The sequence below is a fragment of the Halorussus rarus genome (assembly GCF_003369835.1).
GTDB lineage: Archaea > Halobacteriota > Halobacteria > Halobacteriales > Haladaptataceae > Halorussus > Halorussus rarus.
In genome coordinates, this window is the sequence record NZ_QPMJ01000002.1 from 61,334 (window position 1) to 86,117 (window position 24,784).

Annotated in this window: 25 protein-coding genes and 1 tRNA gene; 7 read left to right on the forward strand and 19 right to left on the reverse strand. The window is 68.1% G+C overall.

The window, feature by feature from the left end; translation table 11 throughout:
- Window positions 1–6: 6 nt before the first annotated feature.
- From DVR07_RS08560 to DVR07_RS08615, 12 genes are all read right to left on the reverse strand, one after another.
- On the reverse strand, window positions 7–774 hold the full coding sequence (locus tag DVR07_RS08560) for an ATPase domain-containing protein (RefSeq protein ID WP_115796391.1): 768 nt from the start codon (window positions 772–774) through the stop codon (window positions 7–9).
- A gap of 2 nt (window positions 775–776) precedes the next feature.
- The gene (locus DVR07_RS08565; RefSeq protein WP_115796392.1) at window positions 777–1,232 is read right to left on the reverse strand and encodes a flagellar protein G; all 456 of its coding nucleotides are present in this window, start codon (window positions 1,230–1,232) and stop codon (window positions 777–779) included.
- Window positions 1,233–1,700 carry a hypothetical protein gene (locus DVR07_RS08570; RefSeq protein WP_115796393.1) on the reverse strand — a complete coding sequence of 156 codons (468 nt, stop codon included), beginning with the start codon at window positions 1,698–1,700 and terminating at the stop codon, window positions 1,233–1,235.
- Window positions 1,684–3,120 carry a FlaD/FlaE family flagellar protein gene (locus DVR07_RS08575; RefSeq protein ID WP_240147516.1) on the reverse strand — a complete coding sequence of 479 codons (1,437 nt, stop codon included), beginning with the start codon at window positions 3,118–3,120 and terminating at the stop codon, window positions 1,684–1,686. The genes DVR07_RS08570 and DVR07_RS08575 overlap by 17 nt, the downstream gene beginning before the upstream one ends.
- A 125-nt stretch (window positions 3,121–3,245) precedes the next feature.
- Window positions 3,246–4,076 carry a CheR family methyltransferase gene (locus DVR07_RS08580; RefSeq protein ID WP_115796394.1) on the reverse strand — a complete coding sequence of 277 codons (831 nt, stop codon included), beginning with the start codon at window positions 4,074–4,076 and terminating at the stop codon, window positions 3,246–3,248.
- Window positions 4,073–4,582 carry a chemotaxis protein CheD gene (locus tag DVR07_RS08585; RefSeq protein WP_115796395.1) on the reverse strand — a complete coding sequence of 170 codons (510 nt, stop codon included), beginning with the start codon at window positions 4,580–4,582 and terminating at the stop codon, window positions 4,073–4,075. The genes DVR07_RS08580 and DVR07_RS08585 overlap by 4 nt, the downstream gene beginning before the upstream one ends.
- A gap of 2 nt (window positions 4,583–4,584) precedes the next feature.
- Window positions 4,585–5,757 carry a chemotaxis protein CheC gene (locus DVR07_RS08590; protein ID WP_115796396.1) on the reverse strand — a complete coding sequence of 391 codons (1,173 nt, stop codon included), beginning with the start codon at window positions 5,755–5,757 and terminating at the stop codon, window positions 4,585–4,587.
- Window positions 5,758–5,839: 82 nt separating this feature from the next.
- Window positions 5,840–6,454, reverse strand: a complete 615-nt coding sequence (locus tag DVR07_RS08595) for a chemotaxis protein CheC (protein WP_115796397.1) — start codon at window positions 6,452–6,454, stop codon at window positions 5,840–5,842.
- Between the two features lie 124 nt (window positions 6,455–6,578).
- Window positions 6,579–8,813, reverse strand: a complete 2,235-nt coding sequence (locus DVR07_RS08600) for a chemotaxis protein CheA (RefSeq protein ID WP_115796398.1) — start codon at window positions 8,811–8,813, stop codon at window positions 6,579–6,581.
- Window positions 8,814–8,819: 6 nt separating this feature from the next.
- Window positions 8,820–9,857, reverse strand: a complete 1,038-nt coding sequence (gene cheB, locus DVR07_RS08605) for a chemotaxis-specific protein-glutamate methyltransferase CheB (RefSeq protein WP_115796399.1) — start codon at window positions 9,855–9,857, stop codon at window positions 8,820–8,822.
- Window positions 9,854–10,216 carry a chemotaxis protein CheY gene (gene cheY, locus DVR07_RS08610; protein ID WP_115796400.1) on the reverse strand — a complete coding sequence of 121 codons (363 nt, stop codon included), beginning with the start codon at window positions 10,214–10,216 and terminating at the stop codon, window positions 9,854–9,856. Before cheY ends, cheB begins: the two co-directional genes overlap by 4 nt.
- A 147-nt stretch (window positions 10,217–10,363) precedes the next feature.
- On the reverse strand, window positions 10,364–10,924 hold the full coding sequence (locus DVR07_RS08615; protein WP_240147517.1) for a chemotaxis protein CheW: 561 nt from the start codon (window positions 10,922–10,924) through the stop codon (window positions 10,364–10,366).
- A 92-nt stretch (window positions 10,925–11,016) separates the two neighbouring features.
- Between DVR07_RS08615 and DVR07_RS08620 the strand changes: the two genes are divergently transcribed.
- Window positions 11,017–12,396 (forward strand): hypothetical protein, encoded by a 1,380-nt coding sequence (locus DVR07_RS08620; protein WP_193570120.1) that lies wholly within the window; start codon window positions 11,017–11,019, stop codon window positions 12,394–12,396.
- A 36-nt stretch (window positions 12,397–12,432) separates the two neighbouring features.
- On the opposite strand, the gene DVR07_RS08625 is transcribed toward DVR07_RS08620, so the two are convergent.
- Entirely contained in the window at window positions 12,433–13,116 is a 684-nt protein-coding gene (locus tag DVR07_RS08625) for a DUF7500 family protein (RefSeq protein WP_240147518.1), read from the reverse strand.
- Window positions 13,117–13,375: 259 nt separating this feature from the next.
- Here DVR07_RS08625 and DVR07_RS08630 point away from each other — a divergent pair, with 259 nt between their 5' ends.
- From DVR07_RS08630 to DVR07_RS08645, 4 genes are all read left to right on the forward strand, one after another.
- Window positions 13,376–13,600 (forward strand): helix-turn-helix domain-containing protein, encoded by a 225-nt coding sequence (locus tag DVR07_RS08630; RefSeq protein WP_115796401.1) that lies wholly within the window; start codon window positions 13,376–13,378, stop codon window positions 13,598–13,600.
- 338 nt (window positions 13,601–13,938) lie between these two features.
- Window positions 13,939–14,790 carry a ubiquinol-cytochrome c reductase iron-sulfur subunit gene (locus tag DVR07_RS08635; RefSeq protein ID WP_115796402.1) on the forward strand — a complete coding sequence of 284 codons (852 nt, stop codon included), beginning with the start codon at window positions 13,939–13,941 and terminating at the stop codon, window positions 14,788–14,790.
- Window positions 14,791–14,950: 160 nt separating this feature from the next.
- On the forward strand, window positions 14,951–15,157 hold the full coding sequence (locus tag DVR07_RS08640) for a hypothetical protein (protein ID WP_162829486.1): 207 nt from the start codon (window positions 14,951–14,953) through the stop codon (window positions 15,155–15,157).
- A 580-nt stretch (window positions 15,158–15,737) separates the two neighbouring features.
- Window positions 15,738–16,082 carry a DUF7344 domain-containing protein gene (locus tag DVR07_RS08645; RefSeq protein WP_115796404.1) on the forward strand — a complete coding sequence of 115 codons (345 nt, stop codon included), beginning with the start codon at window positions 15,738–15,740 and terminating at the stop codon, window positions 16,080–16,082.
- A 66-nt stretch (window positions 16,083–16,148) separates the two neighbouring features.
- Here DVR07_RS08645 and DVR07_RS08650 read toward each other — a convergent pair.
- From DVR07_RS08650 to DVR07_RS08660, 3 genes are all read right to left on the reverse strand, one after another.
- Window positions 16,149–16,222 (reverse strand) — tRNA-Thr (locus DVR07_RS08650).
- A 19-nt stretch (window positions 16,223–16,241) separates the two neighbouring features.
- Window positions 16,242–16,724 carry a GNAT family N-acetyltransferase gene (locus tag DVR07_RS08655; protein WP_115796405.1) on the reverse strand — a complete coding sequence of 161 codons (483 nt, stop codon included), beginning with the start codon at window positions 16,722–16,724 and terminating at the stop codon, window positions 16,242–16,244.
- Entirely contained in the window at window positions 16,725–17,924 is a 1,200-nt protein-coding gene (locus tag DVR07_RS08660; RefSeq protein ID WP_115796407.1) for a phosphoglycerate kinase, read from the reverse strand.
- A 146-nt stretch (window positions 17,925–18,070) separates the two neighbouring features.
- Between DVR07_RS08660 and DVR07_RS08665 the strand changes: the two genes are divergently transcribed.
- A complete protein-coding gene (locus tag DVR07_RS08665; protein WP_115796409.1) occupies window positions 18,071–19,423 on the forward strand; it encodes an ABC transporter substrate-binding protein in 1,353 nt (450 codons plus the stop codon).
- 156 nt (window positions 19,424–19,579) lie between these two features.
- Window positions 19,580–20,944 (forward strand): ABC transporter substrate-binding protein, encoded by a 1,365-nt coding sequence (locus tag DVR07_RS08670; RefSeq protein ID WP_115796411.1) that lies wholly within the window; start codon window positions 19,580–19,582, stop codon window positions 20,942–20,944.
- A gap of 141 nt (window positions 20,945–21,085) precedes the next feature.
- Here the strand turns inward: DVR07_RS08670 and DVR07_RS08675 are convergent, their stop codons facing one another.
- Genes DVR07_RS08675 through DVR07_RS08685 form a run of 3 tightly spaced genes read right to left on the reverse strand, consistent with a single transcriptional unit; the run spans window position 21,086 to window position 24,783 of the window.
- Window positions 21,086–21,838: an ABC transporter ATP-binding protein gene (locus tag DVR07_RS08675; RefSeq protein ID WP_115796413.1), complete on the reverse strand. Its 753-nt coding sequence runs from the start codon at window positions 21,836–21,838 to the stop codon at window positions 21,086–21,088.
- Between the two features lie 3 nt (window positions 21,839–21,841).
- The gene (locus DVR07_RS08680; RefSeq protein WP_115796415.1) at window positions 21,842–22,846 is read right to left on the reverse strand and encodes an ABC transporter ATP-binding protein; all 1,005 of its coding nucleotides are present in this window, start codon (window positions 22,844–22,846) and stop codon (window positions 21,842–21,844) included.
- Window positions 22,843–24,783 carry a branched-chain amino acid ABC transporter permease gene (locus DVR07_RS08685; protein WP_115796417.1) on the reverse strand — a complete coding sequence of 647 codons (1,941 nt, stop codon included), beginning with the start codon at window positions 24,781–24,783 and terminating at the stop codon, window positions 22,843–22,845. Before DVR07_RS08685 ends, DVR07_RS08680 begins: the two co-directional genes overlap by 4 nt.
- Window position 24,784: the final 1 nt, after the last annotated feature.

Consider the following 24,784-nt stretch of genomic DNA (forward strand, 5'->3'; position numbering starts at 1 on the left):
CGGTCGTCAGGCGACGCTGCGGCTCTCGATGACGATCCCGGCGTCGGCGCGCACCGAGAACCCGATGGTGTCGCCGACCTGTTCGCCCATCCCGGCGAACCGCTTGACCGAGATGTTCCGGCGCACGTCGTTGCCGACCTCGACCATCTGGAGCTCCATGAACACGTCGGCGATGGCGCGGAACGGCCCGATGGCCTCCTCGTCGACGGTCGACGGGTCGACCGTGAGCACGATGACCTGCCCCTGCGAGACCAGGTCGCGGAAGAACGAGATGATCTCGAGGGCCGCCTGGCGCTCCTCGTTCTGGCGGATGAGCGCCTCGAACATGGGGTCGTTGCGGAGGATGGCGTCGAAGGTGTCGATGACGATGACGTCGGCGTTCCACATCGCCTCGGCGTTCATCAGCCGGTTGAGCAGCTCCTTGCGGTTGCCGTCGTCGTCCTCGCTCGGCTTGGTGAGCCGCCGACCGCTCCCGGTGTCCACGTCGGCGTGGAGGAACAGCAGCCGTTCGTCGAGCAGGTGGTCCTCCACGCTGTACGACAGCGAGTGCATCTGGTCGATGAATCCCCCGATGGTGAGTTCCGTCGACAGCAGCGTGACGCTGTGGTCGGTCTCGCACAGCCCGTAGCTGAACCGCTGGCTGATCGCCGACTTGCCGGCGCCGTAGTCGCCCTCGATGAGGACGATGGAACCCCGGGGGATGCCGCCCCCGAGCTCCTGGTTCAGTCGGTCGTGGTCTTCGAGGCCGAGCGAGTAGAGGTTGTCTCGTGTCATGGTTATTGGATTCTGAACCGCAACGTCTCCTCGTCGCCGTTGACGATGACCGTCACCCGGTGGTCGCCGGGTTCGAGGGATTTGGTAATGGTCAGTCTGGCAACGTTCCCGACCATCCAGGTGTCGCCGTCCGCAACTTCCACTGTCACGTCCGTCTGTAGCCGTCCGTCGACCAGTACGTCTATCTGTCCGCTGTCCGCGTCGAGGTTCAGCGACCCGGTGTTCTTCACCAGCACCGTCAGGCTCCCTTCACCGCTGTCATCGTAAATCGCGTCGACGCTCCCGGGGTCGCTGATAATCTCGATGTCCGTCCGGACGTCCTTCGCGACGTCGAGGCTCCTATCGCCGAGCGCCGACGAGAGCCGCTGGACGCCCTGGGTGAACGTCCCCGCCACGCTCGCGGCGATGAGCAGGCTGGCGATGAACAGGATGAGGTGGGAACTGGAGACGCTCGCCACTCAGCTCACCTCCTCAACCTCGGCCGCCGCGGAGACACCGGAATCGGTCACGACCTTCACGCGGGTAGGAGCATTAGTGAAGTCGGAATCAGACCCGTAGTCGTACACGAAGTAGAGGGTTTCACCGGGCAACCAGAGACCGGTCGTGTCGTTGCCGTCGACTTCCAGCGTCTCCATACTATCATGAGACGTGTAAGTGCCATTAATAAGGATGTCGGTGTCCGTAATCGAAAGCGTCGAGGAGCCCGTGTTCTCCACGGACACGTTCAAAGTGTCCGAGGCGGTGTTGGCAACGGCACTGCCGATAGTGATACCGGTGTTCTGTCGGGAGAGTTCCTTGTCAGTGCTGTCCTGATAGGCGTCGTTGACGGCTTCGACGCCGTTGTTCACCGCGGCGTGGGCGATTCCGAAGCTGATGACGATGCCGAGGAACAGGACCACCGTCGCGCCGCTAACGCTGAATCCCATCGCGCCCACCTCGGATCTGCGCGCAGTGTTCGACGATCTTCCGTTGGACGGCGTCGCCGGTCAGCTGGCTCAGGAAGGTGAGGCTCTGGATGTGGTCGTCGACCTCGAGCGTCGCGGGCCCGGTCTCCTCCGCGTCGACCGCGTCCACGTCGGCGAATCCCCTCACGAACGCCAGCAGTTCCTCCTCGACCGACTCGCTGATCCACCCGATGTCGCCGTAGTACTCGACGGTCCGGACCGCGTCCTCGGGGCCGAACTCCGTGACGAGGAACTCGAGCCACTCCATCACGACGAGGTCCGAGACGTAGCCGTTCGGCAGTTCCGCGAGGTAGGGCTTGCCGCCCCGCCCGGCGGTCCTGGCGGTCCCGGCCGGTTCCGCTGTCTCGGTCGTCGCGGGTTCGGTGTCGTCGGGCTCCTCGAACTCGAAGTCGCCGTCCCCGGGCTCGTCGGTGGCGGTCTCGGGCTCGACGGCCGGCTCGGGGTCGACCTCGTCGTCCGGGGGCGACTCGCCGTCCTCCTCGGCCCACTCGGCGTCGCCGGACTCGTACTCCTCCTTGAGCTCCGCGAACGTCGACCCGCCGGCCTGCCCGCCTCCGGCGTCCTCCCCGTCGTCCTCCGGGGCGTCCATCGCGGCGTCTTCGTCGTCGAGCGCCTCGTCTGGCGAGTCGAAGCCGAGGTCGGCGGCGTCGTCGTCGAAGTCGTCGTCTTCCTCGAAGTCGTCGTCCCCTTCGAAGTCGTCCTCGAGGTCCTCCTCCTCGTCGAAGTCGTCGTCGAAGAAGCTCTCGGCTTCGGCGTCGGCGACGTCGGAGTCGAGGTCCTCCTCCTCTTCCTCTTCCTCCTCGTCGCCGTCGAACAGGCCGAACCCGCCGCCGCCCTCGCCGAGGGCCTCGCCGCCGCCCATGCCCCCCTGCTGGACGTCGTCGACGAACGGGTTGACGCCGCGCGTCACCATCTCGTAGATCTCGAGCAGCTTCCGGACGTTCTCCTCGGTCTCGTCGACCTTCGAGCTGATCTGCTCGTTCTCGCTCCTGACCGTGCCGACCGTCGACGAGATCTCGGCGACCTCGTTCTCCAGTTCGTCGATCCGATTCTCGAGCTCCTGGGTCGCGCCCCCGCCGCCCATCGCGAACTCGTCGTCCCCGCCGCCGCCGTCTGCCCAGTCGTCCATCCCGTCGTCCATCCCCATCCCGTCGTCCATTCCGCCGTCCATCCCCCCGAAATCGTCCATTTCGTCGCTCGACTCCTCGCCCATGCCGTCGCCGAAGAGGTCGTCGTCCATCTCGGCGTCGCCGCCACCGCCGCCGCCATCGGCTTCGACGCTATCACCTTCCTCTTCGTCCATGAAGTCCATGATACCCATGCCGACCAAGCCCGTTCCGAGGAGGTAAACGAACTGGTCGCCGAGACCGATAAGTTTCATTGTCGTCAACAGCGAACTTCCGACACATTAATCTTCCCCCTGAGTTATCAGCGCTGATACTGTCGGCTCGCCGGCGTTAGAACCGGAGTAAAACGCCTCACCCTGGCGTCTTGTTCCGGTTACTACTAGATAGATACACTGTCTGTTTTCCGGTATATCCGGAGCCGCCTGGCCACCGGCTCGAAGGCGGGCTTGAGCAGTTCGGGTAGCGTCTCGGTCTTCCCGATGACCAGGTAGCCGCCCTGGGACAGCGACTTCGAGACCGTCTCGAGTATCGGGAGCTTGTGCTCGGCGTCGATGTAGATGAACAGGTTCCGACAGACCACGAGGTCGAAGTTCGACTTGGGGTCGCCGCTGATGAGGTCGTGGCGCTCGAACGAGACCGGCTCCTTGACCGCGTCGGTCACGGCGAATTGGTCGTCTTCGCGCTCGACGTACCGCTCGAACTCGTCGAGCGGGGCGAGCTGTTCGCCGATGTCGGTCGTTCGCGTGTTTCGGTAGACGCCCTGCCGAGCCGCCGCGAGTATCTCGCGGTCGATGTCGGTCGCGGTGATCGCGACCCGCGAGTCGTCGACCTCGGGGTCGTCGAGCGCCAGCATCGACAGCGAATAGGGCTCACGGCCGTCCGAGCACGCCGCGCTCCAGAGCCGGAGCCGGTCGCGCTCGGCCGAGAGCGTCCGGAGGACCGACCGCACCTCCTCCCAGACCTCCGGGTTCCGGAAGAAGCTCGTGACGTTGACCGAGAAGGCGTCGAGCAGCGCCTCCTGCTCGGTCTCGTCGGCCGCGAGCAGTTCGTGGTAGTCGGCGTACCCGTCGGCGTCCGATCGCCGCATCCGGGAGGAGACCCGCCGGTCGAGGTAGGCGTCGTCGTAGTAGCTCGTGACGAAGCCCAGTTCGGCCTCGACGTAGTCGAGCAGGGCCTCGAACGCCTCGGTGTCTGCGTCGTCGAGGCTCACAGGTCCTCGACCCCCTGGTGGGTACTCGTGACCCTGAGCGTCCCCGTCTTCGGTACAAGTTCGAGCGACCGGCCGTGGTCGCCGCCGACGTCCTCGGCGACGACCCGGACGTCCCGGTCGGCGAGCGCGGCGCGGGTCCGCTCGACGTTGCGCTCGCCGACGCCCTCGCTGACGCCGGAGAAGTCGAACATCTGACTGCCCCCCGCGAGCTTGGCCTCCGCGGCGCCGACGTCGCCGCCCGCGGCCTCGAAGGCGTCGAGCAGTCGCTCGACCCCGAGCGCGGCCGACTTTGCGGGCTTGCCCCGGTCGTTGCCCGAGTCCTCCGGCAGCATGACGTGGGCCAGCCCGGCGACGCCGGCGGCCGGGTCGACGACCGCGACGCCGACGCAGGAGCCGAGCCCGCTGGTCGTGAGCCGGGTGTCGCCTTCGGCGACGGCGAGCTCCGCGACGCCGACCCGCACGCGCTCGGGCGAGTCGTCGACGAATGAGTGTCGTTCTGCCGTCATGCTCATAGTGACCCCGCTTTCGTGGTCCGCTCGGCCGTGGCGTCCGGGTCGATGTCGTCGAGGGCGGCCCGGAGCTGGGACTCGTCGGGGAGCGCGTAGATCTCGCAGTCGAACGCGCGGTCGTCGGCCCGGAGCGTGGCGTCGAACAGGAACGCGAACGATTGGCGCCGGCCGAGCCGGGCAACGACCGACTCGGCGACCGCCCGCCCCATGTCGTGGACGAACTGGGGCGGCGAGATGTCGATGGTGGCGTCGAGCACGTTCGCCCAGCCGTCGATGAAGCTGCTGGTCATCACGTTGCCGATCTCCTCGATCGCCGACCGCTGTCGGCCCTCGAACGTCACCGTCGGGTCGGCGCCGGGGACGAGCGCGTCGACGACCTCGCGGGCCGACGCCACGTCGAACAGGATCAGGACGTAGCCCCCGAGCGCTCCCTCGAACTCGAGGACGACGCCGACGTACTCCTCGTCGCGCAGTTCCGCGGGCACGTCCTCGACGGGGACGAACCGCAGCTGGCTGATGTCGACGTCGGTGTCGATGCCGGTCATCGCCGAGACGGTCTCGGAGGCGGTCTCCGCGCCGGTCCCCGCCATCTCGCGGAGGGACGCCAGCTTCTCGACCGGGACCTCCTCGTCGCCGCCCGACAGCATCGCCTGCATCGACTCGGCCTCGGGGAACATGTGGAACTCGAACTCCAGGGCCTCCCCGACGGCGCTGACCCGGCTCCGGAAGACGAACGCCCGGTCGCGGTCGAACTCGACCGCGTCGAGCAACCGCTCGCCGTCGCCCTCGACGTACTCGGGCGGCGAGATGTCGATGGTGGTCTCGAGGTGGTCGGCCCACCCGCCGACGAACCCGCTGGTGACGACGTTGCCGACCTCCGCGACCGCGCTCTCCTCGACGCCCGCGCCGGGCATCAGGGTGTCCAGCAGCGTCTCGGCCCCCTCCGACGAGAAGGTCAGCAGGCTGGTGCCGTCGATGCCGCCGTCGAAGTCGATGACGACGCCGACGCGCTCGTCGGCCCGCCGGAGCTCGTCGGCCGAGGCCAGCGTCACCTCGGTCACGTTGACCGCGGTCTCGATGCCGGTCATCCCGGTGAGGTTCTCGGCCGCGCGCTCGGCGCCGACCTGCGCTGTCCTGCTGAACGTTCCGAGCGATTCGATGTCGACGTTCATGGTTCGGTGCTCCCGGCCGCGTTCATTCGGTGTCCCCCGTCATTCGGTCTGTCCGTTCATTCGGTAGTTCGATTCCCCGGCGTCATATCTCGATCTGCTGCATCAGCGAGACCAGTTCCTCGAGTTCGGGGAAGGTGTACACCTTCACCTCGACGTCGGCCTCGCGAGCGTGCACGCGCGAATCAAAGACCAGAGCCATCTCGTCGGGCCGGGTGCCGACCAGGTTGTCGACCAGTTTCGACCCCGCGCCGTAGGTGAACTTCGGCGTCGAGATGTCGATGGTGGTGTTGAGCACGTTGGCCCACCCGTCGATGAACCCGCTGGTCATGATGTTGCCGATCTCCTGGACCGCAGAGCGCTCCATGTCGGAGAAGCCCTGCGAGGAGGGGTCTGCGCTCCCGGGGAGCATCCCGGTAGCGAGCTTCTTCGCGCTCTTGGCGCTGAAGAGGAACAGGATGTAGCCGTGAGGCGGTTCCACGAGTTCGATGTGCGTGCCGACCTGCTTGTCGTGACCGACGTGGGTCTTGATGTCGTCGATCTCGAGGAAGTTGATCTTCGTGATCTCCATCTCGGTCTCCATCCCCGTCATCTGGTTGAGGTGGTTGGCGACCGTGTTCGCCCCCTCCTTGGCCATCTGGTTGAACAGGTTCAGCTTTCGTATGTCGACTTGCAAGTTTCGTGAGTCACCTCTGCTCATAGTCTGGGTCCTCTCGTAGGGTCGGTCGTAGCCTGCCTCGGTACCGGTGCTCCACCGACGGCGTCACGGACGCGACACGGTCCGACGACGGGGTCGGACCCCGACGCGAGTACGACCGTCCCGATCATAGCGTCTCCACGTCCAGGATCGTCACCACGTCGCCCTCGCCGAGGACCGCGGCGCCCGACAGTCCGGGGATGCCCGACAGGATGCCCTCGAACGGCTTGACGACGACCTCCTCCTGGCGGCTGACGGCGTCGCAGTGGATGGCGACCTTGCGCTCGGACTCCTTGACCCGGACCAGCATGCCGTCGCCGTTCCTGGTCTCGCCGGGGACGTTCAGCGCGTCGCCGAGGCGCACGAGGGGGTAGACCGTGTCGTCGTGGGTGACGACCTCCTCGCCCTCGACGGTCTGGACGTCCTCCATCCGCCGGATCTCGTCGACGTTCTTGATCGGGACGCCGTACTCCTCGTCGCCCGACTGGACGAACAGCACCTTGACGATGGCGACCGTCACCGGCAGCGAGAGGCTGAACGTCGTGCCCTCGCCGGGCGCGCTGTCGACGCTGATCTCGCCGTCGAGCCGGGAGACGGTGTCCTGGACGACGTCCATCCCGACGCCGCGACCGCTGACGTCGGTCACCTCGTCGTTGGTGGAGAACCCGGCGTGGAACACGAGCTTCTGGGCCTCCTCGGTGTCGAGCTTCTCGGCCTCCTCTCGGCTCATCACGCCCTTCTCGACCGCCTTGGTCCGGATGGCGTCGGGGTCGATGCCGCTGCCGTCGTCCTCGACCTCGATGGTCACCCGGTCGCGCTCTCGGAATCCGCGGAGCTGGATGGTCCCCTCGGAGGACTTGCCCGCGGCCTCGCGCTCCTCGGGCGACTCGATGCCGTGGTCGACCGCGTTGCGCAGCAGGTGCATCAGCGGGTCGCTGATCTCGTCGAGGATGGTGCGGTCGAGCTCGATGTCGGTCCCCTCCATCGCGAAGTCGATCTCCTTCTCCTGCTCGCGCGCGAGGTCCCGGACCAGCCGCGGGAACTTGTTGACCACCTTCTTGAGCGGGACCAGCCGCATGTCCATCACGGTGTCCTGAAGGCTCGAGGTGATCTTGTCGAGTTCGTCGAGGTGGTCCTCGGCGCTGTCGAACTGGGCCTGTTCGACCGACCGCCGGAGCTTGATGCGGCTCGTGACCAGCTGTTCGACCTGGCCGTGGAGGTCGTCGAGCTGGTCGACGTCGACGCGGACCGACTGGATCTCCTCTATCTCCTGGGCCGCCGAATCGTCCCCGGCGTCCGACGAATCGCCGCCGGAGCCGGAGTCGTCAGACTCGCCGGCGGCTGAATCGGCCGTCTCGACCACGTCGGCGTCGGTGAAGTCGTCGGCCGACTCCTCGCCGTCGCCGGTCGCGTCGGCGCTCTCGGCGGTCGCGTCTCCCGCTTCGGCCTCGGGTGCGGTTTCCGCCCCGGTCTCAGACGCGCCCGCGTCCGAGGGTGACGCACCTTCGACGTCGATTTCGTCGACGTCGAGCGCGGTGACGGTCCCGTCCTCGATCTTGCCGACCGACTCGACGACCGCCTCGACCTCGCCGGCGCCGTCGGCGACGACGAACGCGTCGAAGCCGTCGTCGTACTCGCCGTCGTTGATGGCGTCGACGCCCGGGACCGTCCCGAGCAGGTCGAGGTCGTCCTGGAGCCCCTCCAAGGCGAACATGCCGTCGACGCCCTTCATCTGGGGGTCGCCCATGTCCACGTCGACGTGGAACACCGGGCCGTCGGCGGCCGCCAGCGCCGCGGGGTCCTCGAACTCGCCGACCGGGACGTCGCCGAGCCCCGACTGGTCGGTGGCGTCGGCAGCCCCGTCGTCCGGTTCGTCGTCGGCCTGCGAGTCGGCGGTCGCGTCAGCGTCGGCGTCGTCGCCGTCGCCGGGCGCGGCTCCAGCATCACCGTCGTCGCCCGCATCTGCGCCGTCTGCCGGGGCGGCGCCGCCGCGCTCGATGACCTCGCGGATCTGCTCGATGGTGTCGTCGGGGTCGATGTCGGACTCGCCCTCGTCCTCGATCTGGTCGAGCGCGCGGTCGATCTCGTCGACGCCCGCGAACACGAGGTCCATGATCTCGGGCGTGACCTCCATCCGGCCCTGACGGATCTCGTCGAGCAGGTCCTCGATGGCGTGCGCGAGGTTGCTCGCGTCCTGGAACCCCATCGCACCGAAGTTGCCCTTCAGCGTGTGGGCGGTCCGGAAGATGGAGTCCATCGCTTCCTCGTCGCTCGGGTCGTCCTCCAGTTCGAGCAGGGAGTTGTTCAACTCCGTGACGTTCTCTTCGCTCTCGCGTATGAAGTCCTGTATGTAGTCGTCCATGTGTTGTCACCCGTTCGCGCTGATCGTGTCGAGGATCGCCTGCCCCATCTCGTCGGCCGACCGGACCTCGTCGACGCAGCCGGTCTCGATGGCCCGGGCCGGGATGCCGAACACCGAGCACGAGGCCTCGTTCTGGGCGAGCGTCGCGCCGCCCGCCGCCTTGATGGCCTCGATGCCCGCCGCCCCGTCCGACCCCATGCCGGTCAGCACGACGCCGGTCAGGGGGCCGTCGACCTTCGCGGCGGCCGTCTCCATCGTCACGTCGATGGCCGGCCGCACGCCGTGGAGCTGTTCGTCCTGCTGGAGGCGGACCCGGATGCGGCCGTTACCGTAGCCGGCGACCTCCATGTGGTAGTCGCCCTTCGCCACCAGCGCCTCGCCGCCCGAGATGCGCGTCCCGTCGGTGGCCTCGCGGACGTCGTACTCGCTGCGGCGGTCGAGGCGGTCGGCGAACCGGCCGGTGAAGCCGTCGGGCATGTGCTGGACCACCAGCACCCGGAGGTCGGCCTCCAGCGGGAGGCTCGACAGCACGCGCTCGACCACACGCGGGCCGCCGGTCGACGCCCCGACGACGAGGGTCGGGTTCCGGGCGTACCGGTGGTCGGCCTCCAGCGGCCCGCTGGTCGTGTCGACCTCCTCGACCGACGAGGGGTCGGCCCGGGTCGCCGACTCGACCTTTGCGACGAGCGCGTCGCCGTGGGCCGAGATCTCGGTCGAGACCTCCCCGCCGGGCTTGGCGAGGAAGTCGACCGCGCCCTTCTCCAGCGCCTCGAACGTCGCCTCGGCGCCGTCCTCGGTGTGGGCCGACAGCATCAGGACCGGCGTCGGGTTCGTCGCCATGATCTCCTCGACGGCCTCGATGCCGTCCATCCGGGGCATCTCGACGTCCATCGTCACCACGTCGGGGTCGTGGGTCTCGACCGCTTCGACGCCGGCCGCGCCGTCGCTGGCCTGGGCGACCACGTCGATGCCGCCGTTCTCGAGAATGTCGGAGATGACCGTCCGCATGAAGTGCGAGTCGTCCACGACGACGGCCTGAGTCATGCTGAGATGACGTCCTCGATGGCGTCCATCACGCTGGGTTTCTGGAAGGGTTTGGTGATGTAGCCGTCCGCGCCCGCCTTGATGGCGGCCTTCATCTTCTCCTCCTGACCGATGCTGGTGCACATGATGATGTTCGAGTCCGGGTCCTCCTCCTTGATCTCGGTCGTGGCCTCGATGCCGTCGCGGATGGGCATCACGATGTCCATCATCACGAGGTTCGGGGAGTGCTGCTCGTAGAGCTCGACCGCCTCGACGCCGTTCTCGGCCTCGCCGGCGATCTCGAACTCCTCCTCGAGTATCTCCCGGAGTAGATTCCGCATAAATTCCGAATCGTCCACGATGAGTACGTTTTTCGCCATACGATGGTCACCTACGCGCTGGTTTGAAACGGGGTGAAATAAATTCTCCCCTCCGATTATCACGAGTGATGCTCGTCCGAACCCGCCGGCGAGCGGCGGTTCGGTCGGGTCGCGCGGCCCGTTTCCCCGCGGTGTGGAGTCGCCCCGTCATTTCAACTGCCCGATGATGGCGTCGATGTCGATCCAGACCACGAGGTCGAGCCCGTCGCCGTTGGGCTTGCGGATGACGCCGCGCGAGACCTTCTCCTCGATTCCCCGGGTGTCGAGGTCGGTGAGGTCCTCCTCGGTGTCGATGTTGCGCTCGGGGTGGTCGGTGACCTCGAGCACCTCGTCGACCCGGATGCCGATCTTCTGCTTGTCGTCGGCCCGGTCGAGCACGAGGACGTTCTGCTCGTCGCCCTCGGGCGCCTCGCCGTCGTCCTCCATGCCGAGGAACGTCCGGGGGTTGATGATGGCGGTGGTCTCGCCCCGGAGGTCCATCACGCCGTCGATGGAGTCGGCGGTCCGGGGGATGCGCGTCACCTTCTTTATCTCCACGATGCTGTCGACCTCGTCGATGTCGACCGCGCAGTAGTCGTCGCCGAGGCGGAACTCCACGACCTGACGTGTCGGGACGTTCTCGACCTCGGGCGCGTCGGTCTCGTCCGTGCCGTCGCCGGCGTCTGCGTCTGTCTCCTGTACCTCCATGGCGCTCTCTATCTGGACCATCGAAGCGGACCACATAAAACCCGGCCCCGCCTCTCGGAGATGATAATCGGGCGGGGGAAACGTACTTGTCGCCGCGGCGTAACGACGGGCGTATGACTCGTCCCCGGCGCGCCGCCCTCGGTTCCTCCTTCGTCGTCTCTTTCCTCGCGGCGTCCGTGCTCGTCGCGACGCTCCTCGCCGCAACCGCCCCGGCCGCGTCGGCCCCGCCGCCGAGGCCCCTCTGCGACGCCTGCGGCGACTCGTTCGAGGACACCGCGGCGTCCCACGGCGTCGACGTCGCCGTCGACCGCAGCACCGCGACGCTGTCGGTCCACCGGAACGGGAGCGCCACCTGGGTCGTCCGGAACCGCCTCGCCGACACCGACGGGCTCGCCAGACTACGCGCAAACGCCACCCTCAGGACCGAGATCGCCGACCGAGCGATGTGGGACACGGAGTTCCAGGAGGCGACCGTCTCGCAATCGAACGTCCTGACCCTGCGCTACCGCGAACCCGAGTTCGCCGAGCGGTCGGTCGGCGGCGTCCTCCGGTCGGGCGCGTTCACCGAGGCCTACGGCTACCGCAACCTCGACGGCCTCGGCGCGGACAGCCTCGCGGTGGTCGCGCCCGATGGTATGCGGGTCGGCTGGACTGTGCCCGGCGCGGCGGTCGGCGACGACGGTCGCCGGACGACGCTCACCGAACTCGACCGCTACGGATTCGTCACCCTCGTCCCCGAGGGCGCGACCCTCGGCCCGGTGCTGAGCCTCCTCGCGGTCGCGGCGCTGCTCGGGCCCGCCCTCGCGACCAACCTCCTGACGCGGGTCGCGATTCCCAGCGCGCTGTTCGGCGTCCTCGTCGCCGCGGCGTGCGGCGGCCTCGTCCGGTTCGACCGGCGGGTCGAGCCCGTCGCCGAACGCGCCGGCGCGATGCTCGCGGGCCTCGGCGTCCTCGCTGTCGGACTCGCGCTGCTGTCCGGCGGGGTCTCGCTGCTCGGGGGCGCGGCAGCCCCGGTGTTCGGGGTCGGCGCGGCCGCAATCGCGTTCGGCGCGGCGCTCTCGCGGCCGGGCGTCCGGGAGCGACTGACCTACCGGCGGCTGGTCGCCGGCGCCGCGCTGGGCGTCCTCGTCGCCGCGGCGTCGACGCTGGCGGCCGCCGTCGCGCTCGACCAGAGCGGACTGACCCTCGCGTTCCTCACCAGCCTCCCGCCGCTGGTGCCCGTGTTCGCCCTGTTCCCTGCGGGGTACGCGCTCGGCGCCGGGAATCGACGCCTCGCCGTCGCGACCGCGACGGTCGGGTTCGGGGCCTCGTTGCTCCCGTTCGTGTCACTCTTCACTCCGAGACCGCAGTTCGGCCCGCTGGTCGTTCTGTTCGCGGCGGCGTACGCTGCCGCCGTCGCCGCAGTCGGCGCGCCGCTGCTCGTCGTCGGGATGGCGCTCGCCGAATCGACGCCGGACGACCCCACGGCGGGCGCTCCGAGTGCAGGTCGATAACGGAATCGAGCCGGGCAGAAACCCGAATTTCTGATTTCAGACGTTCTCCGGCGGGAACACCATGCCGCGGTCGTCCTGCACCGCCTCGAAGAGGTCCGCGATGGTGTCGTCCGGGCCGAGGTCGTAGGCCTCGAGGATGGCCTGGAGGCAGGACGGCGAGTACCGGACCCTGACGTTCGACTCGGTGAGCAGGATGCCGAGCACGTCCTCGACCGCGGTCTCGGTCGTCAGTTGCTGGGCGTACCACCGCAGGAGGCTGTCGAACACCGTGGTCACGTCGTCGGAGAACATCTGCTGGTGGGAGACGGCGTCGTCGGACTTCGCGCTGGCGTGGAAGCCGTACCGCGCGCTGGTCCCCCGGAGGTCCTCCTCGAGCCACCGCTTGACCGCGCCGGAGTCGACGTCTGCCGCGGCGCCCCCGGCGGGCGACCGGTCGGTCGCTTGCCCGGACTGGTCGGTCGCGGAACGGGAGGGTTCCCCTGCCCCCTCGGCCGCGGACTCCCCGGACGAGGGGTCGTCGCGAACGTTCTCGGGCACCCGGGGCCGGGAGTCGGTGCCGATGACGTACCGGTCCTCGTCCAGCGGGACGACCTGCTCCTCGTCCTCGAAGTCGAGTTCGTCGGGAGACAGCGCCGACCCGTCGCCGGCGCTCCTGGCCTCGTCCGGCCGCGTGAGGGACGGTTCCTCGGGGTCCCGGCCGCCGTCCGGCGTCGGACTCATTGCGAGACGGTACCGTTCGGGTTCACATAAACCCACCGCCTGTGCGAGCGAAACCGGCCGGTACTCCCGGCCTCCGGCGGGGTCTCCGGGGGTTCGTCCCGGCGGTCGACTCCTCCGGTCGGACGACCGCCGGCGAGACGCCCTCGACCTCGGAAACCGCAATACTTGCCAGGGCGGCCCTGGCCCGTCTCTCCCGTTCTTTCGACGATCGTTGAAATAGGGATTTATTATCGTCGAACTACTCGTGTACGGTATCGAAATGAGCGTTCAACGTCCGACGACATCGTCGAGAGAACTGCCGACGGAACTGGAGTCCCCGCGGGCGAAGCTCGTGTATCTCTACCTCCTGCCCGGGGCGGCGTCGATAGACACCCTCCAGCGCGACCTCGATGTCGAGAAGATAACGCTGTACAGCATCCTGCGTACGCTCCGGGAGCGCGGCCTCGTGGAGAAGCGCGGCGGGTCGTTCGCGGTCGTCGAGTAGCTACTCCTCGTCCTCTTCGGGACAGAGCTGGTCCGGCGTGCGCTCGTAGCGCGGCGTGGCGACGAACTGCGCGATGCGTTCGCGTTCGTCATCTGAGAGGGGCATATCCGTTGAGACTCACGGCAGGGGTAAAAAGACAGCGGCTACTGTCAGGCGGCCCGACCTCCCGGCCGGACGACCGTTCCCCGCCGCGTCGTCGGGGGCTCTGTGGCCCGTCTCCGTCCGACGGCGGCCTGTTCGGGACTGCTATCGCCGACAGTCCTATACCCGGGAAGTCCCGAAGTGGAATGGGGATCGCATGCCGGTCAGTAACATCACCGGACGCACGGGGGGACAGCATGGCTGAGGTCGACGACAAGTACCCCGAGGAGTCGGGGCGGCGCCGGTTCGTGAAGGGCGTCGTCGGGAGCGCCGCGCTCTCGGGCGTGGGGACCGCGGCGGCCGCGAGCATCAACTCGGCGACCGCACCGACCGGGGCGGGCGGCGGCATCACCCAGTACTACGGCGTCGAGAACGTCGCGGGGCCCGCGCCGCGCGGGATGCCCCAGATTCCGATCGAGATCGACGACGAGGGGTTCCTGAAGGGCGCCTGGCCCGAACCGGAGACTGTCACCCAGCAGGGTCGCGAGGTGACGGTCGCCGAGATGCAGCTCGGCGGCATCACCTACTCCAGCGAGTGGTTCCAGTACTGCGGCGTCCAGACGTACCCGGGCGCCGAGCCCGACGCCGACCAGGACAACTTCTTCCGGTACGCGGGGTCCGCACCGTACGAGTGGCAGAGCGAGGAGGTCGAACCCGGCGCCAAGGTCAACGTCTCGGACTTCGAGGACTACGAGACGTGGGGCAACGGCATCGGCGAGAGCGGTATCGGCAAGCCCGCGCTGGCGACCTGGCGCTCCCAGGACGTGCCGCCGTCGGGGACGATGCCGGTCCAGATCATCCGGAGCGAGCGCATCGCGCAGATGGCCGACCAAGGCGAGCAGTGGCTCCAGGCCAGCACCGAGCAGGGGTTCATGGCCAACCTCAACAAGTGCACCCACTTCTGCTGCGTCCCCGGGTTCAAGTCGCTGGCCTCCAGCGCTCAGTTCGGGGCCGCCAACGAGATCTACTGCCAGTGTCACCAGTCGGTGTACGACCCGTTCAGCATCGTCCAACTCTCGTTCACCGCCCTGCCCCGGCCTGACGGGTGACGCTCCGTCGGTCGTAGTCGCTCGCTGGCCTCGACCCCGCAGTTCGGCCGTCGGCTCTGCCGGTCGACGTCGCTCTCGCGTCCCGCGATGACGACGGCTAATTGTCACTTTTCGGATACGGCAACAAACGTTTTATAGCCGCGGTAAGCATCCACCACCGTTGAAGCGCATGCTCTCCGCAGTCCTCGACCGGCTCAGAGGTATGGTGGGGTCGTCGGCCGCAGACGCCGACGACGAGAACGGCGTTCGGGACGACGGACCGGACCTCTACGAGTGCGAGGGCTGCGGGGCGGTGTTCATCTCCAGACCCGACGAGTGCTCGAACTGCGAGGACGACGACTTCACGAACGTCGGAAAGTTCCAGTGACCCGGGCCCGTCTCGACCGCTCTGCCTCTCCACTGCTCGTTTCTCCGGACCGAACTGCCAAACTCACCTCCGAGCAGCATCAGTACCGGCGTCGAACAAGACCGTGAAACCTCGGTGCTGTCGATGGAACGTCGGTGAGCGACACAGCGTGTTAGGAACCCGCGGACAACTGGCGACGGCTGGACGAGCGTTACTTCCCCCTGTTCTGCCGTCTCGTCCGGCCGCCGGAGGTCCGCAGACCGCCGAGCGGGTAGGGTGCGCTCGGCGGTCCCCATCGCGTCACAGGCGTCGGTGCGCCCGGGAGTCGTTCGGCGACGCCGCGGCGGGCAGTCGGCGAGTCGCTGGTACGCAAGTCGCAGCGCGGCGAGGCGGTCTATCACCGCCTATCCGTCGAGAGGACCGTACAGTAGATAAAACGGCGGCAGACTCCCGATCGTTTCATTTTAAGTCGATCCACGTGTTACGAAGTCGACCGTTCCGCAGTGCCGAATCCGCTGCAACCGCCGGGTGGATTCATACCGACCGAGTCGGATGAGGCAACTGCCGGCGCGCCCACTCGCCGCGCACCGGTCTACCAGCCATGGACTTCGAAACCGCGTTCGACGTACTGAGCAACGAACACGGACGCGCCGTCGTGGAGACCCTCGCGGAGACCGGCCGGCTCTCCCGCCGGGAGCTGACGGCGCGACTCCTCGCCCGCGGCGTCGGCCCAGACGATTCGGACCGGTCGTCCCGGCGCCGGCTCCGCATCGCGCTCCACCACAACCACCTGCCCCACCTGGCCGATGCCGGCGTCGTGACGTACGACGACGAGACCGTGGCGCCGACCCGGGAGCTCGACGCCGTCGCCGAGTGGCTCGACCGCTCCGGGGCGACCGGGCCGCCCGACACACTCGACGACCGGCTGGCCGAGTTCTACGCGTGAGCGGCCCCCGGCCGGCTCACGTTTCTCGACAGTCAGGAACTCAGAATCGGGACGCCGACGAGAGGAAGCCAGGGGTGGGATTTGAACCCACGAACTCCCGATTACAAGTCGGGTGCTTGAACCGCCCAAGCTCCCCTGGCGCGTACCGCCACGTTCAGGCTACTCCTTTGTGAGCGTATCGCTTTCGACCGATTTTTCCAGTTCGACCCGGTGGGGAGCGTAGCCGTGGCGGCGGTAGAACCGCCGGGCGTCGTCGTTGCCGGCCATCACCTCCAGCGCGACGGCGTCGGCGCCGGCCTCGGCGAGTCGGCGCTCGGCGGTCCGGAGCAGGTCCGACCCGATGCCCTCGCCCCGCCGGGCCGGGACGACCGCGATGTTCCGGACGACGCCCCGAGTCGCGTCCTGCACGTAGTCGCCGGTCTCGACGCCGAAGGTGACGAACCCGACGATCTCGCCGTCGTCAGTCCGGGCCACCAGCAGCTCGTCGGCGACCGCGCTCCTGGCGACCGCCGCCCGGACGGTCGCGCGGTTCTCCTCGGCCAGCAGGTGGGAGTCGAACGCGCGCTGCTCGGCCGCCAGCTCGACCCACTGGTCGGCCACCTCGTCGGCGTCGGCCGGCGTTCCCGGTTCGACGGAGACCATTCAGTCCCGGAGCGCCTCCACCGCGGGCAGGCTCTCGCCCGTGAGCATGTTGAGCGCCGCGCCCCCGCCCGTGCTCACGTGGTCGAACCCCTCGATGCCGAACCGCCGGATGGCCGCCGCCGTGTCGCCCCCGCCGACGACGCTGTACTGGGCCTCGGTCGCGGTCGCGAAGAGGTCGCGCGTCCCCCGGGCGAACGTCTCGTCCTCGAAGACCCCCGCCGGCCCGTTGAGGACGACCGTGCCCGAGTTCCGGATGGTCTCGGCGTAGCTCTCGACGGTCGCCCCGCCGACGTCCATCGCGGACTCGCCCTCCCGGGGCGGCAGGTCGTCGACCGCGATCTCGTGGCGCTCGCCGTCGCGCTCGACCGCCACGTCGATCGGGAGCCGGATGCGGTCGCCGTGCTCGTCGAGCAGGTCGGCCGCGCGGTCGATCTCGTCCCAGTAGCCCTGCTCGTAGACGAAGTCTGCGCTGGCGTCGCCGAGGTCCCGCTCGTCGGCCAGCAGGAACACGTTCGCGACCACGCCGGTCGTCAGCACCCGGTCGGCGAGCCCCCTGTCGAGGACGCTCTCGACGACCGTCATCGAGTCGGGGACCTTCGCACCGCCGATGACGTAGGTCCGGGGCTCGGGCGTGCTCGCCATGTCGCCCAGTACGTCGAGCTCCCGCTCCATCACCCGGCCGGCGTAGCCCGGAACTCGGGTCGGGAATCCGACGATGGAGGGCTGAGAGCGGTGTGCCGCGGCGAAGGCGTCGTTGACGTAGGCGTCGAGCACCGGGACGAGCTTGTCGACGAGTTCGGTCTCGCCCGCGCGGGCGGCCGGGAACTCCATGTACTCCTCGCTGTAGAAACGGGTGTTCTCGAGCACCACCGCCTCCCCGTCGCTCAGGTTCTCGACCGCCCGGCGGGCGTCCGTCGAGAACGTCGCGTCGGAGTACTCGACCGGCGCCTCGAGCAGTTCGTCGAGGCGGTCGGCGTGCGGGCGGAGGTCCCTGAACTGGTCGCCGCCGGGCCGGCCCTGGTGGGCGAGGACGGCCACCCGGCCGCCCCGCTCCAGCAGTTCCGAGAGGGTGTCGACGTGGGCGCGGAGGCGGGCGTCGTCCGCGAGGTCGCCGTCGTCCGTCAGCGGACTGTTGATGTCGATACGCACTCCGAGCGTGGTCCCTTGGACGGCGAGGTCGTCCAGGGTCTCTATCGGCATGTACCACACTCCGACAGCCCGAGGCATATATGTGTCGGGCTACCTGACAAATAGAAATTCGATTCCGAGTGAACTTTCGGTCGGGATGTGTTAAGTTCACCTATTACAAACTTTTTTATACCCGGTGTGAGACCTACTGGTAGACTATGACAGGCAAAGAGAAGTCGCGGCGCGCGTACATCAAAGCTACCGGGGCGGCCGGCGTGGCCGGCCTGACCGGACTCTCCGGTTGTATCGGCAGCCTTACAGGTGAGGGTTCGCAGGAGACGACCACCGAGGAGGAACAGGAGACCTCCGGAGGCGACGACACTACGACTTCGGGCGACGACGAGCAGGACCAGGGCGGCCAGCCCATCCAGATGGGCTCCATCCTCCCCATCACCGGGTCGCTCAGCGCGTACGGCGCCGGCATGCAGAAGGCGGTCAACCTCGCGGCCCAGCACATCAACGACGCCGGCGGGCCGCTCGGCCGGCAGGTGCAGGTCACCAACAAGGACAGCGAGACCAAGCCCGCGAAGGCGACCCAGAAGTACCGGACGCTGGTCAACGAACAGGGCATCATCGGCTTCGTCGGCGCCGCCTCCAGCGGCGTGTCGGTCCCGCTCGCCCAGCAGATCGCCGCCGACAAGGTGATGCAGGTCAGCAACGCCAGTACGACGCCCGCACTCGCCGAGATCGGCTACAACGACGACGAGTCGGTCAAGTACTTCGGCCGGACCGCGCCCAACGACGGCCAGCAGGGTATCGTGATGGGTCGCATCATGAACGAGTCCGACTACATCGGCGCCGACAAGGCCGCGTTCCTCTACGTCAACAACGCCTACGGCGAGGGCCTGGCCGAGAAGGCGAGCGCCGCCTTCGACGGCGAGGAGGTCGGGATGGTCCCCTACGACAAGAAGTCCAGCGACTACACGTCGACGCTGGACAAACTGTTCGAGAACGACCCGGACGCCATCGGGTTCGTCGGCTACCCCGGCAACGGGAAGACCATCCTCCAGCAGTGGTCGAACGGCGGCTACGGCGGCGAGTGGGTGCTCAGCGAGGGCCTGAACAGCTCGCAGTTCTTCCAGGACCTCAGCGACATCACCGACGGGATGTATGTCGCCTCGCCGAGCCCCGAGTCGACGCAGAGTTCCGACACCTTCGACGAGGCGATGGGCGACCAGGCGGGGACCCTGTTCGCGCCCCACGCCTACGACGGGCTGTTCCTCCAGGCGCTCGCCATGCACAAGGCCGGCGAGGCCTCGGGGACCGCCATCGCCGAGAACATCCGGTCGGTCTCCCGGCCGGGCGGCGAGAAGGTGTACGCCGGCGAGTTCGAGAAGGCAAAGCGACTGCTCGACGAGGGGACGGAGATCGACTACCAGGGCGCGTCCAGTCCGGTCGACATGAACAAGAGCCTCGAACCCCTCAACCGGTTCGCGGTCATGCAGGTCAGCGGCGGCGAGACCGAGGAACTCGAGGCGATCGAGCGGTCGTGGTTCGAGGGCAAACTGTAGCTCGCTGATAGGTTCGAGACGCCGCCTCACACTTTCTCGGCGCACGGGAACCCGGTTTCTTTCGGCGGATTTCCGAAAACGGCTTGAACTATCCGCCCGTGTCGTGGTAACCATACACAATTGTTTATTACTACGGCGTCGTGTATCACGTCGGAGATGTCAGAGAAACATCGGACGACACGGCGAACTGTACTGAAGGGCGCGACGGCCGCGGGGGTGGCCGGGTTGACCGGACTGTCGACGTCGGCGGGCGCACGGCAGGGCGGCCCCATCCCGATGGGGTCGATCCTCCCCATCACCGGGAACCTCAGCGCGTACGGAAGCGGGATGCAGAAGGCGGTCAACGTCGCGGTGCAGGACGTCAACGACGCGGGCGGGCCGCTGGACCGCCAGATAAACATGTCGAACACAGACAGCCAGACCCAGCCCTCGCGGGCCATCCAGCAGTACAACTCGCTGGTCAACGAGCAGAACATCATCGGCTTCGTCGGCGCCGCCTCCAGCGGCGTCTCGGTCCCGCTCGCCCAGAACGTCGCCGCCGACCAGGTCATGCAGATGAGCAACGCCAGCACGTCGCCGGCGCTGGCGGAGATCGGCTACGCAGAGGGGAGCAACCTGAAGTACTTCGGGCGGACCGCGCCCAACGACGCCCAGCAGGGCATCGTGATGGGCCGGATCCTCAGCGACGACCAGTACATCGGCGCGGACAGGGCCGCGTTCCTCTTCGTAGACAACCCCTACGGCCAGGGGTTGGCCGAGCGGGCCCGCGAGCAGTTCCAGGGCGAGACGGTCGGGATGGTCGGCTACAGCCAGCGGGCCAGCGACTACACCTCGACGCTCGACTCGCTGTTCGAGAACGACCCGGACGCCATCGGGTTCATCGGCTACCCCGGCAACGGCCGGACCATCCTCAACCAGTGGAACAACGGCGGTTACGGCGGCGAGTGGGTGCTCAGCGAGGGCCTCAACTCCTCGGAGTTCCTCAGCAGTCTGAGCGACATCACGGCGGGGATGTACGTGGCCTCGCCGAACCCCGAGCAGACCAGAGGAGCCACGCGGTTCGAGGAGAAGATGGGCGACCAGGCCGGGACGCTGTTCGCGCCCCACGCCTACGACTGCCTGTTCCTCCAGGCGCTCGCCATCCAGGCCGGCGGCGAGGCGTCCGGGACCGCCATCGCCGAGAACATCCGGTCGGTCTCCCGGCCCGAGGAGGGCGCCAGCCAGCAGACCGCGACCACCACCGGGGGCGGCGGTGGCGGCGGCCAGCAGGCCAACCTCGTCACGGTCGGCGAGTTCCAGAAGGCCAAGGACCTGCTCGCCAACGGCGAGGACATCAACTACCAGGGCGCGTCCAGCCCCGTCAACCTCAACGAGTCCCTCGAACCGCTCAACCAGTTCGCCATCCTGCAGGTGCAGGACGACGGGTCGACGGAGGCCCTGGAGACGATCCCGCGGAGCTTCTTCCAGGGCCGGCTCAACGGCGGCGGTGGCGGCGGCACGACGACCACGACGCAGGGGTAGCGACTCCGACGACCGAGCTGCTTTTTTAGCGCGGACTCCAGACTCCGGCAGCGGACGCGATACGCCGCGAGTTCGGCGCCGGGAGAGCCGCGAGCTACGGAAGTCGAAAACGGACCGCAGCGGAAATCGAGATCGGCGGGGTCAGTCGTCTGTCGCGGCCTCGCCGGCCTCGCCGCCGGAGTCGCCGCCACCGCCGCCGAGGTAGAGTTCGGTCACCTCGTCGTTGTCGAGCAGCGCCTCGCCGGTGTCCTCGAAGCGGTTCTCGCCCATCTCCAGCACGTAGCCCCGGTCGGAGTTCCGCAGGGCCTTCCGGGCGTTCTGCTCGACCATCAGGATGGCGGTGCCCGACGCGTTGATCTCGATGATCTTCTCGAACACCTCGTCGACGAGGTCGGGCGCCAGCCCGGCCGAGGGCTCGTCGACCAGCATCAGGTCCGGGTCGACCATCAGCCCGCGGCCCATCGCGAGCATCTGCTGCTGGCCGCCCGACATGGTGCCGGCCTTCTGGTTCTGGCGCTCCTCGAGGATGGGGAAGCGCTCGAACACCTCCTGGAGGGCGTCCTCGGGCATCGAGTCGAGGATGTACGCGCCCATCTCCAGGTTCTCCCGGACGGTGAGGTTCGGAAACACGTTGTCGACCTGCGGGACGTAGCACATCCCCTCGCGGGTGATCTCGTCGGGCCGGAGGTCGGTGATCTCCGAGTCGTCGAACGTCACCGACCCCTCCCAGCAGTCGATGAGCCCGAACACGGCCTTCATGAACGTGGACTTGCCGGCGCCGTTCGGCCCGATGATGCAGACGATCTCGTCGTCTTCCACGTCCATCGAGACGCCGTGGAGGATCTGGGCGTCGCCGTAGCCCGAGACGATGTCGCGGGCTTCGAGTAGCGCCATCGGTTATCCCCCCAGGTACGCGTCGACGACGCGCTGGTCGTTCTGTACTTCCTCGGGCGTGCCTTGCATCAGCTTCTTGCCTTGGTCCATGACGATGATGGTGTCCGAGAGGTTCATGATGACCTCCATGTCGTGTTCGACGATGCAGAACGTGTAGCCCTGCTCGCGCAGGCTCTCGATGCGCTCGAGCAGCTTGTCGGTCAGCGCGGGGTTGACCCCGGCAACCGGTTCGTCCAGCAGGATGAGGTCGGGGTCGGTCATGAGCACCCGACCGAGCTCCAGCAGCTTGCGCTGGCCGCCCGAGAGGTTGCCGGCGTACTCGTTGGTCAGGTGATCGATCTCGAGGAACTCCAGCATCTCGACGGCGCGCTCGCGCACGTCCTCCTCCTCCTCGGCGACCGCGCCGCGGCGGAACCACGCGTTCGGGAGGCTCTCTCCCCGCTGGTCCTGGGGCGCGAGCATCAGGTTCTCCAGCACGGTCATCCCCTGGAGCTCGCGGGTCAGCTGGAACGTCCGGGAGAGCCCGGCCTCCGAGACCCGGAACGGCCGCTTGTTCTTGACCTCGAAGACGTCGTTCTTGATCTTCTCCTCGGCCTGGTAGACGCCCGCGCCGAGCCCCGCGCCGACGACCGCCGCGCCGGCCAGGCCGAGCGTGGAGACCCCGGACGACGCCGCGGCGGCCAGACCGGCGCCGCCGAAGGTCATCCCGGACGCGCTCATCCAGATGCCCTGCTCGGTCTCGCTCGGCCGCATGATGTCCTGGAGGTCGGTGTCCCGGTAGCGGATGTCGCCGCTGTCGGGCTCGTAGAACCCGCTGATGAGGTTGAACGTCGTGGTCTTGCCCGCGCCGTTCGGGCCGATGAGACCGGTGACGGTCCCCTCCTCGACCTCGAACGTCGCGCCGTCGACGGCGGTGATGCCGCCGAACGTCTTGCGCAGGCCCTCGACCTCGAGTATCGATTCGCCGGTGCCGTGCGTCTGGGTTTCGGATTCGACTGTCTCGCTCATTCTTCGGCCACCTCCGCGACCGTTCGTTTCTCGCCCCACAGCCCCTCGGGGCGGTAGTAGAGGATGACGATGAGCAGCGCGCCGATGAACGCCAGCCGGAGCGCCTGCACCGACGACCGGGCCGACGTCGGGAAGAACGCCGCGATGTCGGCGGTCGCCTTCTGGAACGCCCAGTAGATGGTCGCTCCCAGGATCATCCCCTTGTTGTTGGCGGTGCCGCCGATGATGAGCGCCAGGAACGCGATGAACGTCACCCGGGGCGCGAACATCGTGTGGACCAGGCTCTGGAAGTAGATGGCGGTCAGGCCGCCGGCGAACCCGGCCAGCGCCGACCCGAGCATCATGCTCTGGACCTTGTACGCGAAGGTGTTCTTCCCGAGCGAGGTCGCCACGTCCTCGTCCTCGCGGATGGCCTTGAGCACCCGGCCGAACGGCGACTCGACCGTGATCTCCGAGAGGTAGTACAGCATCGCCAGCGACGCCAGCGTCAGCACCAGCAGGAACCGCGAGTAGTCGAACGCGGCCGAACCGCCCTGGAACTTCAGCAGCCAGACCAGGTTCTGGAACGTGTTGTTCACCACCGCGTCGAACCCGCCGCGCTTGAACGGGACGATGTTGGCCATCCCGAAGTACCGGATGGCGAACAGCCAGATGGCGCCCACGCCGACGATGCGGACGAACTCGACGCCCGAGCCGAACCGCTCCCAGTTCGATCCGAGGTAGTAGACCCCGTAGAGGAACGCCACCAGCAGGCCCATCGTGGCGAACAGGCCCACGCTGCTCGTCGCGTCGCCGGTGCTCTCGCCGCCGAGGACGATGAGCGGCGCGAAACACGCGACGAACACGACCGCGAGCGCGAGCGCCACGCCGAAGTCCCGGAGCGAGAGGTCGCTGTACCGCCGGGAGACCGCCACGGCGCCGAACACCCACGTGAACAGCGAGATCGCGGCCAGGAACACCGAGACGACGACCACCGGGCCGCCCAGCGCGACCGCGGCCGCGAATGCGGCGGTTCCGACGACGGCGCCGGCCAGCGGCGCGTACCGGCGGTTCGCCCCGAAGAAGCCGGCGGTGACGGCGGCGAAGACGACGAGACCGAACACCCAGTCGAGGCTCACGCCGGCGACCGTCCACCAGTCGAACGCCTGCCACGTCACGACGCCGGCCGCGAGGCCGAAGACGCCGCCGGCGGCCAGCAGCGCGCGCTGCTCGGTCTCGCCGACCCGCGTCCGCGACCGGCGGGCCGCGACGTAGCCGACGCCCAGCGTCGTGAGCGCGAGCAGGCCGTCGACGACCCAGCCGCCGACGCCCCGCGTTCCCGAGATGGTGCGGCCGGCCGTAACACCTCCATCTGCCTTCCTGTCAGCCTCGCTGGCCTTCCCGCCGTCGGTGGCGAGTTCCGACCCGCTCTCGGTGCCGGTCTCCGCGAGCACGTGGGTTGCCACCGTCCAGAGGACGAAGACGACGAACCCGAGGAGCGCGGCCGCGCCGAGCGTGTCGCCGGGCAGCGGGAAGAAGTCGCGGAACGGCTGGCTGAACCCCCGGAGCGACCCGGGACCGTTGGCGAGCCACCCTTCCGACTGGACGATCCGCTTCAGGATGACCGAGATGCCGAGGACGGCGATCGCGAGGTAGTCCTCGCGCAGTCGTATCGCGGGCAGCGCGACCAGCATGCCGAGCAGCCCGGCGACGAGCGTCCCGACCGCGATGGCCGGCAGCCACGGCCAGTTCCACCCGAGGATGTACGTGGTGAACTGCTGCTCGCTGGCGGGTGGGAGCACCAGCAAGGCGGTCACGTAGGCGCCCACCAGGTAGAACGCCACGTGACCGATGTCGAGCAAGCCCGTGTACCCGAACTTGATGTTCAGTCCGAGCGCGAGTATCGCGTAGATTCCCACGATGATGCCGAGCGACACCAGACTGGATGACAGTGCCATG

Excerpts from the sequence above, each read along its gene's own strand:
- DVR07_RS08630 (WP_115796401.1), top strand. The coding sequence starts at position 13,376 with ATGAGCGTTCAACGTCCGACGACATCGTCGAGAGAACTGCCGACGGAA.
- cheB (WP_115796399.1), bottom strand. The coding sequence starts at position 9,857 with ATGACTCAGGCCGTCGTCGTGGACGACTCGCACTTCATGCGGACGGTC.
- DVR07_RS08670 (WP_115796411.1), top strand. The coding sequence starts at position 19,580 with ATGTCAGAGAAACATCGGACGACACGGCGAACTGTACTGAAGGGCGCG.
- DVR07_RS08635 (WP_115796402.1), top strand. The coding sequence starts at position 13,939 with ATGGCTGAGGTCGACGACAAGTACCCCGAGGAGTCGGGGCGGCGCCGG.
- DVR07_RS08665 (WP_115796409.1), top strand. The coding sequence starts at position 18,071 with ATGACAGGCAAAGAGAAGTCGCGGCGCGCGTACATCAAAGCTACCGGG.
- DVR07_RS08570 (WP_115796393.1), bottom strand. The coding sequence starts at position 1,700 with ATGGGATTCAGCGTTAGCGGCGCGACGGTGGTCCTGTTCCTCGGCATC.
- DVR07_RS08675 (WP_115796413.1), bottom strand. The coding sequence starts at position 21,838 with ATGGCGCTACTCGAAGCCCGCGACATCGTCTCGGGCTACGGCGACGCC.
- DVR07_RS08585 (WP_115796395.1), bottom strand. The coding sequence starts at position 4,582 with ATGACGGCAGAACGACACTCATTCGTCGACGACTCGCCCGAGCGCGTG.
- DVR07_RS08560 (WP_115796391.1), bottom strand. The coding sequence starts at position 774 with ATGACACGAGACAACCTCTACTCGCTCGGCCTCGAAGACCACGACCGA.
- DVR07_RS08615 (WP_240147517.1), bottom strand. The coding sequence starts at position 10,924 with ATGGTCCAGATAGAGAGCGCCATGGAGGTACAGGAGACAGACGCAGAC.
- DVR07_RS08595 (WP_115796397.1), bottom strand. The coding sequence starts at position 6,454 with ATGAGCAGAGGTGACTCACGAAACTTGCAAGTCGACATACGAAAGCTG.
- cheY (WP_115796400.1), bottom strand. The coding sequence starts at position 10,216 with ATGGCGAAAAACGTACTCATCGTGGACGATTCGGAATTTATGCGGAAT.
- DVR07_RS08685 (WP_115796417.1), bottom strand. The coding sequence starts at position 24,783 with ATGGCACTGTCATCCAGTCTGGTGTCGCTCGGCATCATCGTGGGAATC.
- DVR07_RS08575 (WP_240147516.1), bottom strand. The coding sequence starts at position 3,120 with ATGAAACTTATCGGTCTCGGCGACCAGTTCGTTTACCTCCTCGGAACG.
- DVR07_RS08660 (WP_115796407.1), bottom strand. The coding sequence starts at position 17,924 with ATGCCGATAGAGACCCTGGACGACCTCGCCGTCCAAGGGACCACGCTC.
- DVR07_RS08655 (WP_115796405.1), bottom strand. The coding sequence starts at position 16,724 with ATGGTCTCCGTCGAACCGGGAACGCCGGCCGACGCCGACGAGGTGGCC.
- DVR07_RS08600 (WP_115796398.1), bottom strand. The coding sequence starts at position 8,813 with ATGGACGACTACATACAGGACTTCATACGCGAGAGCGAAGAGAACGTC.
- DVR07_RS08625 (WP_240147518.1), bottom strand. The coding sequence starts at position 13,116 with ATGAGTCCGACGCCGGACGGCGGCCGGGACCCCGAGGAACCGTCCCTC.
- DVR07_RS08590 (WP_115796396.1), bottom strand. The coding sequence starts at position 5,757 with ATGAACGTCGACATCGAATCGCTCGGAACGTTCAGCAGGACAGCGCAG.
- DVR07_RS08680 (WP_115796415.1), bottom strand. The coding sequence starts at position 22,846 with ATGAGCGAGACAGTCGAATCCGAAACCCAGACGCACGGCACCGGCGAA.
- DVR07_RS08645 (WP_115796404.1), top strand. The coding sequence starts at position 15,738 with ATGGACTTCGAAACCGCGTTCGACGTACTGAGCAACGAACACGGACGC.
- DVR07_RS08620 (WP_193570120.1), top strand. The coding sequence starts at position 11,017 with ATGACTCGTCCCCGGCGCGCCGCCCTCGGTTCCTCCTTCGTCGTCTCT.